The sequence below is a fragment of the Microbispora sp. ATCC PTA-5024 genome (genome assembly GCF_000511135.2).
Lineage (GTDB): Bacteria > Actinomycetota > Actinomycetes > Streptosporangiales > Streptosporangiaceae > Microbispora > Microbispora corallina.
This window is the reverse complement of the sequence record NZ_KI866526.1, coordinates 485,167-500,786: the sequence shown is the minus strand read 5'-3', so window position 1 is coordinate 500,786 and position 15,620 is coordinate 485,167. Positions and strand designations below refer to the sequence as shown.

The 15,620-nt window shown below is 72.5% G+C and carries 17 protein-coding genes and 1 tRNA gene; 11 read left to right on the top strand and 7 right to left on the bottom strand.

Annotated features, from left to right (window positions below):
• The 5 genes from MPTA5024_RS33005 to MPTA5024_RS44020 form a co-directional block, all read left to right on the top strand.
• A partial coding sequence (locus tag MPTA5024_RS33005; protein ID WP_051458953.1) for a hypothetical protein occupies positions 1-838 on the top strand: 838 nt, incomplete at its 5' end.
• A gap of 19 nt (positions 839-857) precedes the next feature.
• Positions 858-2,015, top strand: coding sequence for a DUF2510 domain-containing protein (locus tag MPTA5024_RS41520; protein ID WP_036331618.1), 1,158 nt, complete (start codon positions 858-860; stop codon positions 2,013-2,015).
• 21 nt (positions 2,016-2,036) lie between these two features.
• Positions 2,037-2,633 carry an oligoribonuclease gene (gene orn / locus MPTA5024_RS32995; RefSeq protein ID WP_036331617.1) on the top strand — a complete coding sequence of 199 codons (597 nt, stop codon included), beginning with the start codon at positions 2,037-2,039 and terminating at the stop codon, positions 2,631-2,633.
• A 78-nt stretch (positions 2,634-2,711) separates the two neighbouring features.
• A tRNA-His gene (locus MPTA5024_RS32990) sits at positions 2,712-2,787 on the top strand.
• A gap of 183 nt (positions 2,788-2,970) precedes the next feature.
• Positions 2,971-3,279, top strand: a complete 309-nt coding sequence (locus MPTA5024_RS44020; protein ID WP_084370235.1) for a helix-turn-helix domain-containing protein — start codon at positions 2,971-2,973, stop codon at positions 3,277-3,279.
• Here the strand turns inward: MPTA5024_RS44020 and lat are convergent.
• Both lat and MPTA5024_RS32975 read right to left on the bottom strand, forming a co-directional pair.
• Positions 3,199-4,473, bottom strand: coding sequence for an L-lysine 6-transaminase (gene lat, locus MPTA5024_RS32980; RefSeq protein WP_036331616.1), 1,275 nt, complete (start codon positions 4,471-4,473; stop codon positions 3,199-3,201). The genes MPTA5024_RS44020 and lat overlap by 81 nt on opposite strands.
• A gap of 98 nt (positions 4,474-4,571) precedes the next feature.
• Positions 4,572-5,150, bottom strand: coding sequence for an HdeD family acid-resistance protein (locus MPTA5024_RS32975; protein WP_063794828.1), 579 nt, complete (start codon positions 5,148-5,150; stop codon positions 4,572-4,574).
• Between the two features lie 177 nt (positions 5,151-5,327).
• On the opposite strand from MPTA5024_RS32975, the gene MPTA5024_RS32970 reads away from it, so the two are divergent.
• A complete protein-coding gene (locus MPTA5024_RS32970; protein WP_084370192.1) occupies positions 5,328-6,704 on the top strand; it encodes a transaminase in 1,377 nt (458 codons plus the stop codon).
• On the top strand, positions 6,701-7,201 hold the full coding sequence (locus MPTA5024_RS32965; protein WP_051458951.1) for an Lrp/AsnC family transcriptional regulator: 501 nt from the start codon (positions 6,701-6,703) through the stop codon (positions 7,199-7,201). Before MPTA5024_RS32970 ends, MPTA5024_RS32965 begins: the two co-directional genes overlap by 4 nt.
• A 4-nt stretch (positions 7,202-7,205) precedes the next feature.
• Here MPTA5024_RS32965 and MPTA5024_RS32960 read toward each other — a convergent pair whose 3' ends face one another.
• Positions 7,206-8,822 (bottom strand): penicillin-binding transpeptidase domain-containing protein, encoded by a 1,617-nt coding sequence (locus MPTA5024_RS32960; protein ID WP_051458950.1) that lies wholly within the window; start codon positions 8,820-8,822, stop codon positions 7,206-7,208.
• Positions 8,823-8,908: 86 nt separating this feature from the next.
• Between MPTA5024_RS32960 and MPTA5024_RS32955 the strand changes: the two genes are divergently transcribed.
• Positions 8,909-9,697: a spermidine synthase gene (locus MPTA5024_RS32955; protein WP_232326745.1), complete on the top strand. Its 789-nt coding sequence runs from the start codon at positions 8,909-8,911 to the stop codon at positions 9,695-9,697.
• On the opposite strand, the gene MPTA5024_RS32950 is transcribed toward MPTA5024_RS32955, so the two are convergent.
• Positions 9,694-10,317 (bottom strand): TetR/AcrR family transcriptional regulator, encoded by a 624-nt coding sequence (locus MPTA5024_RS32950; RefSeq protein ID WP_232326765.1) that lies wholly within the window; start codon positions 10,315-10,317, stop codon positions 9,694-9,696. The two genes, MPTA5024_RS32955 and MPTA5024_RS32950, sit on opposite strands and share 4 nt — an antisense overlap.
• 88 nt (positions 10,318-10,405) lie before the next feature.
• On the opposite strand from MPTA5024_RS32950, the gene MPTA5024_RS32945 reads away from it, so the two are divergent.
• Positions 10,406-11,089, top strand: a complete 684-nt coding sequence (locus MPTA5024_RS32945; RefSeq protein ID WP_036331607.1) for a class I SAM-dependent methyltransferase — start codon at positions 10,406-10,408, stop codon at positions 11,087-11,089.
• Positions 11,090-11,093: 4 nt separating this feature from the next.
• On the opposite strand, the gene MPTA5024_RS32940 is transcribed toward MPTA5024_RS32945, so the two are convergent.
• On the bottom strand, positions 11,094-11,354 hold the full coding sequence (locus tag MPTA5024_RS32940) for a 4a-hydroxytetrahydrobiopterin dehydratase (protein ID WP_036332104.1): 261 nt from the start codon (positions 11,352-11,354) through the stop codon (positions 11,094-11,096).
• A gap of 63 nt (positions 11,355-11,417) precedes the next feature.
• Between MPTA5024_RS32940 and MPTA5024_RS32935 the strand changes: the two genes are divergently transcribed.
• Positions 11,418-12,035, top strand: a complete 618-nt coding sequence (locus tag MPTA5024_RS32935) for a class II aldolase/adducin family protein (protein ID WP_198167533.1) — start codon at positions 11,418-11,420, stop codon at positions 12,033-12,035.
• Here the strand turns inward: MPTA5024_RS32935 and MPTA5024_RS32930 are convergent.
• Entirely contained in the window at positions 12,025-13,599 is a 1,575-nt protein-coding gene (locus MPTA5024_RS32930) for a DUF885 domain-containing protein (RefSeq protein WP_036331606.1), read from the bottom strand. The two genes, MPTA5024_RS32935 and MPTA5024_RS32930, sit on opposite strands and share 11 nt — an antisense overlap.
• Before the next feature lie 58 nt (positions 13,600-13,657).
• On the opposite strand from MPTA5024_RS32930, the gene MPTA5024_RS32925 reads away from it, so the two are divergent.
• A complete protein-coding gene (locus tag MPTA5024_RS32925; RefSeq protein ID WP_198167532.1) occupies positions 13,658-14,905 on the top strand; it encodes a DUF4032 domain-containing protein in 1,248 nt (415 codons plus the stop codon).
• Between the two features lie 56 nt (positions 14,906-14,961).
• On the opposite strand, the gene MPTA5024_RS32920 is transcribed toward MPTA5024_RS32925, so the two are convergent.
• Entirely contained in the window at positions 14,962-15,477 is a 516-nt protein-coding gene (locus MPTA5024_RS32920) for a DUF523 domain-containing protein (RefSeq protein WP_036331605.1), read from the bottom strand.
• Positions 15,478-15,620 lie beyond the last annotated feature (143 nt).

Here is a 15,620-nt window from a genome sequence, read left to right as displayed (position 1 = left end):
CGCGGCGTCGGCGGCCACCGCCCGCGGCCTCGGCGCCGCCCGCGACGCCCTGCTCGCCGGGCGCGAGGCGCTGCCTCCCGGCTTCACGACGCGCGAGCGGCTGGCCCAGACGGTGCAGGCATGGGGCCGCCGCGCCCCCGCCGGCCCCCCGGCGGACCGGGCCCCTGTGGCCGGCGCGGTCCCGCTCGCCGCCGCCGGAGAGGCCGTGACCCTGCTCGACGTCCCCGGTCAGGGCCCCTTCCCCGGCCCGGTGTACGGCGCCGCCGACGACCCGGCCCGTACGGCGCGGCAGGGCGAGGACGTGATGATGCGGTTCGGGCCGGGTGTGCCCACCGAGACGACGGCGGCGCAGATCTGGCGGTCGGGCCAGACCGCGTCGACAGTGCACGCCCAGCAGGCGACGGACGGACGCTCCCCGAGGAAGCGCCGCAGGCGCGGGGTGGGCTGGGCCGGCACCGTCCTGCTCGCCATGGTGATCGCACTGGTGGTCCTCTGGCTGCGCCAGCAGCCCGGCGCCGACCTCGCGGTGAGCAAGGTCGACGTGCGGGCGCCGAAGAAGGCCGTCCACTGCGACGGCACGGCGGACTTCACGGGCGTGGTCACCACCAACGGCGAGGCCGGGACGATCCGCTACATGTGGATCCGCAGCGACAGCAAGGAGCGCAAGGAGCTGCAGCAGCGCGTCTCCTCCGGCACCAGGTCGGTGAGCCTGCCCCTGCACTGGGACGTCTCCGGGACGGGGTCCTTCAAGGGGACGGCCACGTTGCGCGTGCTGTCCCCGGCGCCGCCCTCGGGCGACCCCTTAGAGGACAAAGCAAGTTTTTCCTACAAATGCTGATTTCACTAGTCTGGCCCGCATGACGACGACCCCCGCCGGCTGGTACCCGGACCCGTACGGCTCTCCCCTGCTGCGGTGGTGGGACGGCACCCAGTGGACCGACGCCACGCACCCGCTCGCGCAGCAGCCCGGCCAGCCCCCGCAGCAGCCCCAGCCCGTGACCCAGTCCGGCCAGGCGGCCCCGGCCGCCGCGACGGGGCCCTGGACGCAGCCGGCGCAGGGGGCGCCCGGCGGACAGCAGGCGTGGGGCCATCCCGGCCAGACCGGTCAGACCGGTCAGACCGGCCAGCCGGACCAGGCGGCGCCCGGCGGGCAGCAGCCCTGGGGACAGCCCGGTCAGGGGGCTCCCGGCGGGCAGCAGCCCTGGGGTCAGCCGGGCCAGACAGCCCAGTTGCCGCTGCCCCAGTTCGGCCCGCCGCAGCGGAAGTCGTCGCCCTGGCCGTGGGTTCTGGGCGGCGTCGCGGTGGTCGTCGTGCTGGCGCTCGTGATCGGGGCCGCCGTGGTGTTCCTCAGGAACACGTCCGTCACGATCGCGGAGCCGACGCCCACCGCGCCCCCGTCGCTGGACCAGACCGTCCCGCCCCGGCCCAGCCAGGAGCCGACCCCCGCGCTCCCCGAGCTGCCCCAGCCCACCGGCGGCAGGATCACCGACCCCGCGACCGGCCTGTCCTTCGCCTACCCCGGCGACCCCTGGGTGGTGCCCAAGGCGTCGGAGATCGACAACCCGAGCCAGCCCCAGCTGCCGCTGTGGACGAGCGGCGTCCAGGCCATGTCGCAGCAGAACTACGACGGGCAGAACCACGACTGGGTGGGCTCGATCTACACGGCGGAGCTCCCGAGCCTCTTCCCCTACAGCGGCCCCCAGGACCTGCAGAACATCACGAGCGTCCTGCTCAGCGCCTACGAGCGGCTGTTCTACGACCCGCCGCACCAGCGCAAGATCCTGAAGAACGAGGCCGTCAAGGTCGGCGGCGCCAAGGCGTGGCTGCTCGAGTTCGACATGGACTTCTCGCAGCCCGCGAAGGCGAGCAAGTGGAAGTGGAAGCACGAACGGGGGGCCTTCGTCCTGGTGGACAGGGGCGCGGGACGCCGCCCGGCCTTCCTGTACGCCTCGGTTCCGGACAATCTCGACCAGTCCGTACTCAAGCAGGTGCTGGACTCGCTCGAAGCGCGTTGACCTCCCTACTACGCTTGAGCCATGACTGACCCGCTGGTCTGGATCGACTGTGAGATGACCGGGCTCGACCTCGGCCGTGACGCGCTCGTCGAGGTGGCCTGCATCGTCACCGACGGCGAGCTGAACCAGCTGGACGAAGGCGTCGATGTCATCATCAAGCCCCCGGCCGAGACGCTGGAGCAGATGTCCGAGGTGGTCCGGGAGATGCACACCTCCTCGGGGCTGCTGCAGGCGCTGGCGGCCGGGGTGACGCTCGCCGAGGCCGAGGCGGTGGTGCTGGAGTACATCCGGTCCCATGTGCCGGAGCCCAAGAAGGCGCCGCTGTGCGGCAACTCGATCGCCACCGACCGCTCGTTCATCGCCAGGGACATGCCGCTCGTGGACGCCCATCTCCACTACCGGATGATCGACGTGTCCTCCGTGAAGGAGCTGGCCCGGCGGTGGTACCCCCGGGTGTACTTCGCCTCCCCCGAGAAGCAGGGCGGCCACCGGGCGCTGGCGGACATCACCGAGAGCATCCGCGAGCTCCGCTACTACCGGGCCGCCGTCTTCGTGCCGCAGCCCGGTCCCGACTCGGCGACGGCGCGCGAGGTCGCGGAGGCGGTCTCCTCGACCTGACCGGGCGGTATTGGAGGCGCGAACGACTCCGAAATGCCGCTACACTTCTGTCGTACGCCGCGAACGGCGGCGGACATGGTGGGTGTAGCTCAGCTGGCAGAGCGCCAGGTTGTGGTCCTGGATGTCGTGGGTTCAAGTCCCATCACTCACCCCAAGAGGCGGAAGGCCCGGCTGAATCAGCCGGGCCTTCCGCGTTTGGACCAGCCGGTCGATTCCTCCCGCTGACGCGGTAAGTCAGCCCACATTGCCCCCAAAGGTTGATATCGCGGGTTATGCTCGCGTGACAACCGCCGTGCCGGGGGCCTCGGCGATCTCTGACGTCTTCGACGGAGGCCGGATGAGAGTCGACGCCCGTACCGGAACAAGGCTCAGCAAGCGGGAGACCGAGGTGATGGACCTCATCGCCACCGGTCACTCGAACGGTGAGATCGCCCAGCGCCTCTTCCTGAGCGAGAAGACCGTGAAGAACCACGTCAACCGCATCTACGCGAAGCTGGGCGTGGAGTCGCGGGTGACCGCGATCCGCCACTGGCTCGGCCGCGCGGAGGCCGCCTGCGAGCAGCGGTCAGACGCGGGTCAGGGCGGCGCGGAGCCCGGCCAGGCCGTGCTCAAGCTCGTCGGGCTGGACGGTCAGGGCCGGCCGTAGCCGCACGGAACGCTCGCCGCAGGTCAGCACCAGGATCGCGTGGTCCTCCCTGAGCCGGGCGACCAGCTCGGCGGGCTCCGGGACGTCGAAGGCGCACATCAGCCCGCGCCCGCGGGCGTTGGCGACGAGCCCGTCGGCCTCCAGTCCCTGCAGGGCGCCGAGCAGCTTCTCCCCGAGGATGCCGGCCCGCGGGATCAGGCCGTCCCGTTCGATGATCTCCAGCATCCGCCGCGAACGGACCATGTCGACCAGTCCGCCGCCCCAGGTGGAGTTGATCCGGCCGCTCACCGTGAAGACGTTGTCCGGCACCAGGTCCACTCTGCGGCCCGCCATCACGCCGCCGACCTGCGCCTTCTTGGCGAACGCGACGATGTCGGGGGCGAGGCCGAGCTGCTGGTACGCCCAGGGCGTGCCGGTGAGGCCGACGCCGGTCTGCACCTCGTCGAGCACGAACAGCGCCTCGTACTCGTGGCAGAGGGCCTGCATGGCCTGGAGGAACTCGGGCCGCATGTGGTTGTCGCCGCCCTCGCCCTGGATCGGCTCGGCGATGAAGCAGGCGATGTCGTGGCGGAACCGCTCGAAGGCCTCCCGCGCCTGGGCCAGCGTCCGCTCCTCGGCCGCCTCGACGTCGCCGAAGTGGATCGCCGGCACCTCGATCCGGGGCCAGCAGAACTTGGGGAACCTGTCGGTCTTCACCGGGTCGGTGTTGGTGAGCGACAGCGTGTAGCCGCTGCGGCCGTGGAAGGCCCGGGTGAGGTGGAGCACCCGGGTACCGAGCCCCGGATGCCGGCCGTGGGCCTCGTTCCACCGGCTCTTCCAGTCGAAGGCGCACTTCAGCGCGTTCTCCACGGCGAGCGCGCCGCCCTCGACGAAGAACAGGTGCGGCAGGTCCGGGTCGCCCAGGACCCTCCGGAACGTCTCGACGAACTCGGCCAGGTGGACCGTGTAGAGGTCGGAGTTGGCCGGCTTGTTGGCCGCCACCCGCCCGAGCAGCGCCATGAACTCGGGGTCGTCGGCGAACGGGTTCATCCCGAGGGGGGACGAGGCGAAGAAGGTGTAGAAGTCCAGGTACCGGCGCCCGTCGCGGGCGTCCACCAGCCAGGAGCCCGCGCTCCTGCCGATGTCGAGGACGAGCCGGTAACCGTCCACGAGCAGGTGCCGGCCGAGGGCGTCGTGCACAGCGCTGGGGTCCATGTCACCTCCGCGTCATGCCGGGGAACAACACAATTCCCTCACAACCGACGGTCTTTGTGAATGGTTTCCGGCCATACCATCGACGAACTGAACAATTTTCAAACCACAGGGGAAGGTCCGGCCGCGACACGGGGGCGATGGCCGCGCAGCCCGAAGGCGTGGGCGATCAGCGAGATGCCGAAGACGATCGCGGAGACGCCGATCAGCCAGACGATCGCGAGGGCGCCCGTGGCCGGCCAGATGAACAGCAGGAGGCCGAACACCACGGCCACCAGGCCGTTCAGCGCGAGCAGCCACTCCCCCTCGATCCGCCGGCGCAGCGCGATCGCCTCGATGATCTCGAACACCCCGATGACCACGAACCAGGACGCGATGACGAGGAGCAGGGCCAGCGTCGTGATCCCCGGCCAGGCGAACGCGATGATGCCGGCGAGCAGGCCGACGAGCCCTTCGAAGATCAGCCAGCCACGCGATTGACCGGTGTGGCCGCGGGCGGCCTGGAACAGCGTGAACGCGCCGTTCACCAGCGCGTACGCGCCGAAGATGGTGACCAGGGCCAGGAGTGTGATCTTCGGCCATACGATGGCGAGCACGCCGAACAGGATCGTCAGGACGCCGCGGACCGCCGGCACCCACCAGTGGGCGGACACCGTGTGCCGCATCGCCGTGTCGTGCATGACCGACTCCTCCCTTTTAGAGGGTTCTTCTCCAGATCCGGGTGCCGGGGAGAGTGGAGTTCGGTCAAGAAAGGGAAGCCCGCCGGCCCCTCGCCTGCGATCACTCGACCTGGATGACGAATCGAATGCCGGCGTGTAGGTTGACTTCAGATTTCACGTGCCTTGTGAGATCACGCGATGCTTTCTGAGGCAGGAATGATGATCGACCGCACCCGTCTGGCCTGGCTCCTCGACCGCGAGCGCCGCGCGTTCCGCGAGCGCAACCCCCGCTCCGCCGCCGCGTACGCGGAGGCGCGGGGACACCTGTTCGGCGGCGTGCCGATGACGTGGATGAACAAGACGGCCGCGGGCTTCCCGCTCTACCTGGCCGGGGCCCGCGGCGCCCGCGTCACCGACGTCGACGGCCACGAGTACGTCGACCTGTGCCTCGGCGACACCGGCGCGATGGCCGGGCACTCCCCCGCACCGACGGTGGCGGCGGTCGAGGAGCGCTTCGGACGCGCGGGCGGCGCGACCGTGATGATGCCGACGGAGGACGCGGCCTGGGTGGGCGCCGAGCTGGCCCGGCGGTTCGGCGTGCCGTACTGGAGCCTCTCCCTGACGGCGACCGACGCGAACCGGTGGGCGATCCGGCTGGCCAGGGCCGTCACCGGCCGCCAGAAGATCCTGGTGAACAGCTACTGCTACCACGGCAGCGTCGACGAGGTGCTGATCGTCGTCGGCCCTGACGGCCGGCAGGTCTCCCGCGAGGGCAACGTGGGCGCCCCCGTGGACCCCACCGTCACCTCGCGGGTCGTCGAGTTCAACGACCTGCCCTCGCTGGAGCGCGAGCTGGCGTACGGCGACGTGGCGGCCGTCCTCATGGAGCCCGCGCTCACCAACATCGGGATCGTGCTGCCCGAGCCCGGCTACCTGGAGGGCGTGCGGGAGCTGACCCGCCGGTACGGCAGCCTGCTGATCAACGACGAGACCCACACGTTTTCGGCCGGCCCTGGGGGCTGCACGCGGGCTTGGGGCCTCGACCCGGACGTCGTCACCATCGGCAAGGCGGTCGGCGGCGGCATCCCCAGCGGCGGATACGGCCTGTCGGCCGAGGTCGCGGCGAGGATCGAGGCCATGGAGGGGCTCGACCTGATCGACATGGGCGGGGTCGGGGGCACGCTGGCCGGCAACGCCCTGTCCGTGACGGCCATGCGGGCGACCCTGGAGCACGTGCTGACCGACGACGCCTTCGCCGCCATGGCCGAGCTGGCGACCCGGTTCGCCAAGGGCGTCCAGGAGGTGATCGACGCCCACCGGCTGCCGTGGTCCGTCGTGCAGCTCGGCGCCCGGGCCGAGTACCGCTTCACCAGCCCGGCCCCCAGGAACGGCGGGGAGTCGAACGCCGCCGCCGACCCCGGCCTCGACGACTACCTGCACGTCTATCTGGCCAACCGGGGGGTGCTGCTCACGCCGTTCCACAACATGGCGCTGATGTGCCCGGCGACCACCGAGGCCGACGTCGACCGGCACCACGAGGTCTTCGCCGCCGCCGTGGCGGAGCTGGTCGCGTGAGGGAGCGCGGCGAGCGGGCCGGGGAGCGCGCGGCACCCGCGGCGGCGCCAGCCGCCCTCGACGAGATCGACCGCGTCGTGCTGCGGGAGCTGCAGCAGGACGGCCGGATCTCCTACGCGGCGCTCGCCGAGCGGACCGGCCTGTCCGCCCCCGCGGTGCGGCAGCGGGTGCAGCGGCTGCGCGACGAGGGCGTCGTGCAGATCGTCGGCGTGACCGACCCGATGGCGCTGGGGCTGCCGGTCATGGCGCTGATCGGCGTGCGGGTGGACGGCGACGTCCACGCGGTGGCCGACGCGATCAGCGAGCTGGCGGGGGTGATCTACGTGGTGCTCACCTCGGGGTCGTTCGACCTGTTCGCCGAGGTGGTGTGCCGTGAGCCGGCCGAGTTGCTCGCCGTGATCAACGACCACATCCGGCGGGTCCCCGGAGTGACGAGGGCCGAGGCGTTCACCTACTTCGGCATCCACACCCACCGCTTCGCCTGGCCCGGCACCTGAGTCCCTACAGGGCGCGCAGGAAGCGGGCGGCGACCGGGACGGCGGCGTTGCGGCCCGTCCCCCCATGCTGGACGAAGACGGAGAAGGCCAGGTCGCCGTGGTAGCCGATGAACCAGGCGTGGTCCTCGCCGCCCTGCCAGTCCTCGGCGGTGCCCGTCTTGCCGGCGGCGTCGTCGGGGAGCCCGGCGCCGGCCGCCGTCCCCTCGGTCGTGACCGCGCGCATCAGCGCGCGCAGACCGTCGGCCACGCCCGAGGGGAGCGCCGCGGTCTGCGGCAGGCTGCCCTCGCCGGCGTCGTCCAGCAGTGCGGGCGGCCGCCACTCGCCGCTCTCTACGGCGGCGGCCACGAGGGCCATGCACAGCGGGGTGGCCTCCACCGTCCCCTGGCCGAAGGAGTCCTCCGCGAGCGCGTCGTGGTTCTCGGGGGCGTTCATGCTGCCGCAGGTGGCCGGCACCCCCGGGTCGATCTGCACGCCGAACCCGAAGGCGTGCGCCTGGGTGACCAGCGCGTCCGGGCTGAGCCGCTCCACCGCGAGCCGCGCGAAGGTGGTGTTGCACGACAGCGCGAACGCCTGCCGGAAGGACACCGTGCCGTGGTCCTCGTTCTGGTAGTTGGGGATCTGCCGGCCGTTCGGGATCTGGTACCCGGCCGGGCACTCCACCTGGGTGTCGGGCGTGACCCCGCCGCCCAGCAGCGCCGCGGCCGTGATCGTCTTGAACGTCGAGCCGGGGGCGAACTTCTGGGTGAACGCCCCCATCCCGCCGAGCCGGTCGGCGATCGCGAGGACCTCGCCCGTGGACGGCCGCACCGCGACCAGCGCGGCGGGATGGCCGAGGCCGTCCAGCGCGCGGGCGGCCGCCGCCTGCACCGACCACTCGATCGTGGTTCTGGTCCCCTGCGGAGTCTCCTCCGGGTGGAAGCCGACGAGCCGCACGGCCGGCCGGCCGGGGTTCCTGAGCTCGATCGTCCACCCGGCCGCCACGCCCCCGGCCGGCGCGGGGACCTTCGGCGCCAGGGCCGTCAGGTAGGGCCCGGCGTCGCTGTCCTGGGGGAAGTCCCGCCCCTCCTTCGTGAGCAGCCCGGAGGCCGAACCGGGCGCCTCGGTCGTCCGGACGATGTCGCCGTCCTCGGCGAGGCCGGGGTACAGGACGTCCGGCGTCCACAGGACCTTCCACGTGAGATCCCGCACCGCCAGGTGGAGCACCGAGGTGAACGACCAGGCGCCGGCGCCCGGTTCGTCCCGCGACTCGGTGAACGGCACGTCGGCCGTCTCGTCCCCGGTCCTGGCGACCTCGCCGGGGGTGAACGCCACCGAGCGGGACAGCGCCACGTCCTCGAAGTCGCGGTGCCGGTCGACGAAGTCGGAGGGCGGCTCGTCCACCATCTCGCGCATCGCCTCGAAGTCGCCCGACGACCAGGCCTTGAGATAGTCGGCGGCCGTCTGCTCGGGCGACCCCTCGGCGCCGAGCTGCAGGGTGCGCGCGGGGGACGGGGTGGCGGACGGCTCCGGGGACGCGAAGACCACCGGCTCCTGTCTGCCCGACACGATGAGGCCGACCACGCCGGAGACGAAGATGGTCGCGGCGACCGTGAAGAGGGCGAGCAGGGCCCTGTTCCGCATACGGTTCTCATATCACGCGAAGGGAGACAAGGGTGGCAAGGAAGAAGGAACCGCTTCCAGGCCGATATCCCGTGACCTTCGGTGAGGTGGAGCTTCTGCACGACCTCGACCGGGCGGACGGGTGGATGCTGAGCATGGGCGGCGTCCCCCAGTCGTACGTCGACCTGGGGGATCCCACGTACCTCGACTTCTCCTACGTGCGGCTGATGGCGGAGGTGATCGACTGCCTGCCGGAGGGCCCGCTGGACGCGGTGCACGTGGGCGGGGGCGCCTGCACCATCCCCAGGTACGTCTCCGCCACCCGGCCCGGCTCCCGGCACATCGTGATCGAGCCGGACGCGGGCCTCGTGCAGCTCGTCCGCGACCAGCTCGACCTGAAGTCGGTGCCCCGGCTCAAGGTGCGGGTGACCGACGGCCGGGCCGGCGCCGCCGCGCTCGCCGACGCGTCGGCCGACCTGTTCGTGCTGGACGCGTTCTCGGGCGCCACGATGCCGGTGGAGCTCGCCACCGCCCAGTACATGGCGGAGATCGCCCGGGTCCTGCGGCCCGGCGGCACCCTGCTGATCAACGTGGCCGACGGCAAGGGCCTGCCGTTCGCCAAGCGGGTGGCCGCGACGGTCGAGGAGACGTTCGCGCACGCGGCGCTGCTGGCCGAGCCCGGGATCCTGCGGGGGCGCCGGTTCGGCAACGTCGTCCTCACCGCGTCGCCGGCCGAGCTGCCCGTGGGCCCGCTCACCCGCAGGGCGGCGGGCGGCCTCACCCAGGCCCGCTGCGTCGCCGGCGACGACCTCACGAAGCTGGTGGCGGGCGCGCGGCCGATCCGGGACGGCGACGCCGTGCTCACCCCGGTCCCCCCTCCGGACCTGTTCGGCTAGGGGGTCTCCCCGGAGGCGGTCAGGGCCCGCAGGGTGAGGGCGGCCAGGTCCTCCTCCAGGGCCCGGGGGTCCTCGGCGACGGCGGCGCGGAACGGCCGGGCCGCCATCAGCGAGAGCAGCCACCACGCTCCGGCGTCCGGGTCGAGGTCGGCGCGGACGCTCCCCTCCGCCTGCCCGCGCCGGAGCACCTCGGCGAGCAGACCCGCCATCGTCCGCACGGCCCGCCGGGCCGCGTCCGCGACGCCGGGCTCGTCGGTGAGCACGGCCGCGTCGGCGAAGAGCATCCCCAGTGACCCCGGGGCGTGCAGGTGCTCGACGTGGTCGGCGGACAGCAGGCCGGCCAGGAGGGCCGACACCGGCCCCGCCTGTCGCGACATCTCGCCGAGCGCCTCGCGGGCGAGCGCCGTGGCCCGGTCGAGGACGGCCGCGAACAGCGCGGCCTTCGAGCCGAAGTTCTGGAAGACGACCGGCTCGCTGACACCCAGCCTGGCGGCCACGGCCGACATCTTCCCGGCCCGGTAGCCCGTCTCCGCGAAGACCTCGGTGGCGGCGGCCAGGATCGACTCCCGTCGCTCCTCGGGCCGCATCCGGGTACGCCGCCGCGCGGCCGGGGCATCCATCACGTCCGGCATCCTACGCCCCTTGCCCTTCTGCTTAGTCACGACTAAGTTAGGAGATAACTTAGCCATGACTAAGCAAGGAGGCATCATGGGTCTCGGACGGTTTCTCCTGACGGCGCACGGGGCCGGAGGCGGCGGACACCGGCACGGGCTCTTCCACGGCGGCACCATCGACCATCCCCGCACGTATGAAGTGATCTCGACGCTCGCCTTCGCGGGGAGGCGCGGCGGTTCCTTCGCCCGCCTGGCGGCGCTCTCCGGCGCCCGGCCGGGTGACCGGGTGCTCGACGTCGGCTGCGGCACCGGTTGCCTGACGCGGGCGATGGCCGCGCGGATCGCCCCCGACGGCCGGGTGACCGGCCTGGACCTCTCACCCGCGATGATCGCGTACGCCGGGGCCCGGGGCCCCGCCTCCTGCTCATACGTCCTGGGGGCGGCGCAGGACCTCGCGTTCGACGACGGGTCGTTCGACGTGGTGGTCTCCAGCTACGCCGTCCATCACGTCCCGGCGGAGGCCCGTCGGGCGGCGTTCGCCCAGATGCACCGCGTGCTGCGGCCGGGCGGACGGCTGATGGTCGCCGACTTCCGGCCGCCGAGGGGCGGTCTCGGACGGCGGCTGGCCGGCGCGCTGGCTCCGGCCATTGCCGGGGACGGCACGCCGGGAACCGACATCGACGGGCTGGCCGGCATGGTCGCCGGTGCCGGGTTCACGATCGAGGCGGAGGGCCGCCTGCGGCCGGTGACCCGCTACGTACGGGCCGTCCGGCCCTGAGCCGCTACCCGGCCTGGTGGTCGGCGACGATCGCGTCGATGCGGGCGGCCAGCTTGTAGTCCAGCTCGGTGAGGCCGCCCGCGTCGTGGGTGGTGAGCGCGAGGTGCAGGGTCCGCCAGCGGATGTCGATGTCCGGGTGGTGGTTCAGCGCCTCCGCCTGCTCGGCGATCTCGTTCACGATCGCGATGGCCGTGCGGAAGTCGGTGGCGACCACGGTCCTGCGGATGGTGTCGCCGTCACGGCGCCAGTCTGGAGCCTCGTACATGCCACCAGGACATCACGAATCACACGAGGCGGCTACTTGGCTGGATTGTGTAGATTCGCCCGCGTGGATGAGCTGCGGCGGGAGCTGTGCGAGCACGGCAGGCGGGCGGCGGCCCTGGGCCTGGTCATCGGGACGTCCGGGAACCTGAGCGCCCGGGACGGCGACCTGGTGGCGGTCACGCCGTCCGGGGTGGCGCTGGACCGGCTGCGGCCGGAGGACTGCCCCATCGTGGACCTCGACGGCCGGGTGGTGGAGGGCGACCGCAAGCCGTCGTCGGAGACCGCGATGCACCTGGCCCTGTACGCGTCGACCGGCGCCGGGGCCGTCGTGCACACGCACTCGGTGTTCGCCACCGTGGTCGCCTCCACCATGGCCGAGCTGCCGCCGATCCACTACAACGCGCTGCTGCTCGGCGGCGCCGTCCGGGTCGCCCCCTACGCCACGTACGGCACCCCGGAGCTGGCCGAGAACGTGCGGCGGGCGCTGGAGGGACGGCAGGCCGCCCTGATGGCCTCCCACGGCGGGGTGACCATCGGGGCGACCCTGGAGCAGGCGTTCGAGGCGACCCGGCTGCTCGAATGGCTCTGCGAGGTCTACGTCCGGGCCCTCGGCGTGGGCGCCCCGGCCGTCCTCACGGAGGAGCAGCTCGTCGCGGTCATCGAGCGTGCCTTCAGCGGATGACGGCCTTGCGGGCCAGGCCCAGCGGGAGGCCGCCCGACCCGGCGATCGTGTCGTGGAAGGTCCGCAGGTCGCCGGCGTACTCCTCCCGGATGCGCTCGATCTCCAGGGCGCCGGTGAGGTACGAGGGGGCCTGGGTGGGCCAGGCGCAGTAGCGGCTCACCTCGCCCCTGGCCGTCCCCGGCGACAGCGACGCCTTGGTGGCCATGAACGTCTCGGCCTCCTCGATCGACATGTCGCCGCAGTGCAGGGCGGTGTCCACGACGATCCGGGCGGCCCGGAAGATCCGGCAGTCGAGGTGGGCCAGCTCGGTGGCGGGGGTGTCGAAGTAGCCCTGCTCGTGCATGACCTTCTCGACGTACAGGGCCCAGCCCTCGACGAAGTACGGCGTGCGGAAGATCTTGCGGGCCCTCCGGGGGTTGCCCGCCATCCAGGCGAGGTGCCAGTGGTGGCCCGGGTAGGCCTCGTGGACCGAGATCGAGGGCATCTGGGCCCGTGAGTTGGTGCGCAGGCGCTGCCGCACCTGCTCCTCGGTGAACCCGTCCGGCGTGAACGGCACGAAGAACACCCCGGCCCTGGACGGCGTGAGCGGCGGCGGGGCGAGGTAGTTGGCCACGGCGAGGATGGGCCGCTGGAACTCCGGCGACGGGAGCACCAGGCACTCCTCGCCCTCGGGGAAGGTCACCAGGCCGCGCTCCCTGGTGAAGTCGCGGGCCCGGAGCGTCTCGGCCTCGTACTCGGCCCGCATGGCCTCCAGCGTCGGCGGGTGGTCGTCCATCAGGGACTCCATGGCGGCCCGCCAGTCGTCGGACCCGAGCCGGGCGGCCACCTCCCGCATCCGGGCGTCGAGCTCGTCCCACACCGTGCGGCCCATCTCGTGCAGCTCGGCCGCGCCGTACCCGAGCATCTCCCGCTCGCGCAGCAGCTCGGAGTAGAGCTTCTCACCCATCCGCCAGCTTCCCCGGGCCTCGAAGCCCTCCAGGAAGCGGACCAGCTCGTCGAACGCGTCCGCCGCCGGCTCGGCCGCCTGGGCGAGCCGTACGCGCAGGCCGGGGTCGCGGACCTCGGCGGGCAGCGTCACGGTGAGGAACCGCCGGGCCGTCCGCGCCTGGTCGAGCCCCCGCGCGATGAGCAGGTCGGCGGCGAGATCGGGGTCGAGGTTCTCCCGGCAGGCGGCGAGCACGGCCGGGACCTCGGCCAGCCGGGCGCAGGCGGCGTCGACCAGCTCGGGCTCCGGCTTCAGCCGTTGCTGCAGCGGCGTGAACATCGAGCCGAACACCGCGCCCAGGTAGGGGGAGGGGTCGCGGCGCCACTCGGGCCACGACGCCGAGGCGATCGCGCCGCGCAGATGGGAGACGATCAGATCCCGGTCGATCTCGTCGTCCGGGGACCCGGGGACCTGCGCGGACAGCCGCTCCAGCCACACCTCCGCCGCGCGCTCCCGCGCCTGGAAGGCGGACGCGCTGAAGTCGCCGAGCGTCCGGTCGTATCCGTCGGCTCCGAGGAGGGCCGCGCGGATGGGGTTCTCTGCCAGGTAGTAGTCAAGGAACTCGTCCACCAGCGTCATAGCGCCCGACTCTATCCGCGACACTGGGTGGTGAAGACCCCGAAAATAGGAGCAATTGGTGCCCCTGCAGATGATCGGCGCGCCGAGCGACCCCGACCTCATCCGCCTGCCCTGGGACATCCCCCTCGAAGAGTGGCCCGTCCATCACCTCGTGACGCTGCCGCGCGGCATCTCCCGCCACGTGGTGCGGTTCGCGCGCCTGTCGGGCCGCGTGTACGCGATCAAGGAGATCAGCGCGCGGTACGCCAAGCGGGAGTACAAGCTGCTGTGGGACCTCGCGCGCGTCGACGCCCCCGCCGTCGAACCGGTCGCCGTGGTCACCGGCCGCACCGCCGCCGACGGCTCGGAGCTCGACTCCGCGCTGATCACGCGGCACCTGCAGTTCTCCCTGCCGTACCGGGCCGTGCTGTCCGGCTCGGTCCGCCCCGACACGCTGACCCGCCTGCTGGACGCCCTCGCGGTGCTGCTCGTGCGGCTGCACCTCAACGGGTTCTACTGGGGCGACTGCTCGCTGTCGAACACGCTGTTCCGCCGGGACGCGGGCGCCTTCGCGGCCTACCTGGTGGACGCCGAGACCGGCGAGCTCCACCCGGCGATCAGCGAGGGCCAGCGGGCCCACGACATCGACGTGGCGCACGTCAACATCTATGGAGAGATGCTCGACCTGGAGGCCGGCGGCCTGCTCCACCCCACCATCGACCCCCTGGCGTTCTCCGAGCAGCTCGTCGAGCGGTACACCCGCCTGTGGGACGAGCTGACGCAGGACGAGATCATCGAGGAGGTCGACTGGCACCGGGTGGACCATCGGGTCAGGCGGCTCAACTCGCTCGGCTTCGACGTGGCGGAGATGATGATCCGCCGCAAGGCCGGCACGTCGCGGATCATCGTACGGCCGAAGGTCGTGGACGCCGGGCACCACCAGCGCCGGCTGCTCCGCCTGACCGGCCTCGACGTCGAGGAGAACCAGGCCAGGCGGCTGCTGAACGACCTCGACTCGTTCCGGGTGTCGAAGGGCCTGCGGCACGAGGACGAGGCGATCGTCGCCCACCGATGGCTGGCCGAGGTGTTCCAGCCGGTGGTCGGCGCGATCCCGGCCGAGCTGCGGCGCAAGCTGGAGCCCGCCCAGCTCTTCCACGAGGTGCTCGACCACCGCTGGTACATGTCGGAGGCCGCGGGCAAGGACGTCGGGCTGGAGGCGGCCGTGAAGTCCTACGTGGCCAACGTGCTCGTCCACAAGCCGGACGAGAAGGCGGTGATCACCGCGGCCGACCCGGTCGGCGCCGCGGCCGACCCTCTGTCGCCGTGAGCCCGACCCCGGTCAGCGCCGCGGCCGACCCTCTGTCGCCGTGAGCCCGACCCCGGTCAGCGCCGCGGCCGACCCTCTGTCGCCGTGAGCCCGGCCAGGTAGCCGGCGGCCTCGCCGATCCGGTCCTCGCCGAAGACCCGGATGCCGTTCGCCTCCAGGAGGGCGGCCGTGACACCCTGCCCGGGGGTGGTGCGCCCCCGGAAGGTGCCGTCGTGGATCCGCAGAGATCCGCACGACGGGCTGCCCTCCTTGAGCACGGCCATCCGCACGCCGAACGAGGTGGCGACCGCGAGGGCCTGCTGCGCACCGGACAGGAAGGCGGCGGTCACGTCCTCGCCCGCCGGCGTCAGGATGCGGGCCGCCCCGGCGAGGACGGCCGCTCCCCCGGCCCCGCCCTCGATCTCCGCTGGCGGCCGGGGCACCGGCAGGCGACCCTCGACCTCCGGGCAGAACGGCACCAGCCGCCCCTCCGCCCGCCAGGCGGCGAGCACCTCGTCGTCGCTGGTCTTGGCCCCTCCGTCGAACCGCACCCGGCTGCCGAGCAGGCACGCGCTGACCAGAATCCGCTCCACTCCCCCATTCTGGACGCCCCCGTACCCCGCGCGTCCCGCAGGCGTTTCCGCGCCGCCGTCGAGGGCGTCGCGATGTCGTCGCCCGAGGGGGCCTTCCGGCGTCAAGGACGTGATCGTCACCACCGACACGGCGCGACGCGCTG